Source organism: Mangrovimicrobium sediminis, from assembly GCF_004745945.1.
GTDB classification, from domain to species: Bacteria; Pseudomonadota; Gammaproteobacteria; order Pseudomonadales; family Halieaceae; genus Mangrovimicrobium; species Mangrovimicrobium sediminis.
Genome location: NZ_SRLE01000044.1, coordinates 1 through 1,487, shown reverse-complemented (window position 1 = coordinate 1,487; position 1,487 = coordinate 1). Strand labels below are relative to the sequence as shown.

Annotated in this window: 2 protein-coding genes; one reads left to right on the top strand and one right to left on the bottom strand. The window is 66.5% G+C overall.

What is annotated here, in order from left to right; translation table 11 throughout:
- Nucleotides 1-540 (bottom strand): TetR/AcrR family transcriptional regulator (locus E4634_RS21150; protein ID WP_167855024.1); only part of this gene is annotated, 540 nt, incomplete at its 3' end.
- A gap of 154 nt (nucleotides 541-694) precedes the next feature.
- On the opposite strand from E4634_RS21150, the gene E4634_RS21145 reads away from it, so the two are divergent.
- Nucleotides 695-1,487 (top strand): thiolase family protein (locus E4634_RS21145; RefSeq protein ID WP_491844337.1); only part of this gene is annotated, 793 nt, incomplete at its 3' end.

Here is a 1,487-nt window from a genome sequence, read left to right as displayed (position 1 = left end):
GAGCAGGCGCTCGTAGGCGGGCGGGTGCCAGAAAAGGTCGGGCATGGCCGAGACCACGCGCGGCTCGGCGGGCTCCCAGTCGGCCAGCGAGCGCTGCACGGCGTCGAGCAGGGCCTCGCGGCGCACCTCGTCCATGCTGGCGAAGGTCGGGTCCTGCGGCGGCTGCTGGGTGACGGTGGCGAAGGACGCCAGGAACTGATACATGCGCGCGGTGATTCCCGGGAAATCCTCGATACGCATTTCGCCGAGTTCGATGCCGGAGTCGCTCACCAGGCGCTGCATCACCGCGTCGCGCAGGTTCTTCTCGCTGGTGAAGTGACGGTATACCGTGCGCTCGCTGACTCCGGCGCGTTCGCTGACGGCGCGGGCGGTGAGGTTGGTCCAGTCCCAGGTGGTGAAGCCATGCACCAGGTCGACGCCGGCGAGCACGATGCGCTCGCGGGTTTCCGCGCTCTGCTGCTGGCGCAGCGGGCTGTTGTATCGGCGTTTGGCGGGTGGCTTTTCCGCCGGCCGCTTGCCGGGGTCTGCGGGTGAATTCATCGTCGCGGTGTCTGTTGCAATAAATGCATAGTACCAGAGCGCCGCCGCACAGGTCATGTGCCGCGGCGTCGCGTTGAACCCCCTCGGTAAGCTGTGTATAGTCTGCGCACGCAAAATTCAGCGGTTTCGCGGTACCCACCTCGAGGAGATGCAGATGTCCGACGCGTACATCATCGACGCCGTGCGCACCCCGCGCGCGATTGGCAAACCCGGTAAAGGTGCCTACTCGCATCTGCACCCGCACCAACTCGCGGCCACCGTGATGCGCGCCCTGCGCGATCGCAACAACCTCACCGTTACCGACATCGACGACATCATCTGGGGCACCAGCGCGCAGAAGGGCAAGCAGGCCGGCGACATGGGTCGCATGGCATCCCTCTACGCAGGTTTCGATCCCACCGTCAGCGGCGTGACCCTGGACCGCTTCTGCGGCAGCGGCATCACCGCCACCAGCTTCGCCGCCGGGCAGATCGCCGCCGGCTTCGAGGACCTGGCCGGCGGCACCGAGATGATGTCGCTGATCACCGCGGTCAGCCAGGAAGAAATGAAAGCCGGCCTGATGCCCATGGGCATGAGCATCGGCAACCCCACGCTACAGAAGATGCACCCGCAGTCGCACCAGGGTGTGTGCGCGGACGCCATCGCCAGCATTGAAGGTATCTCCCGCGAAGACCTCGACGCCTTCGCCCTGGAGAGCCAGCAGCGCGCCGCCCGCGCCATGGCCGAGGGGCGCTTCGATCGCTCCCTGGTGCCGGTGTACGACGAGGACGGGTCGCTGGTGCTGGATAAAGAAGAGTACCCGCGGCCGCAGACCACCGCCGAGGACCTGGCCAAGCTGGAGCCGAGCTTCGGCAAGATCGCCAGCTTCCCCGCCCCGGGCGGCAAGCTGAGCTTCCGCGAGTTGATCAACCAGCGCTACCCGGATGTAGAAATCCAGCACGTGCACC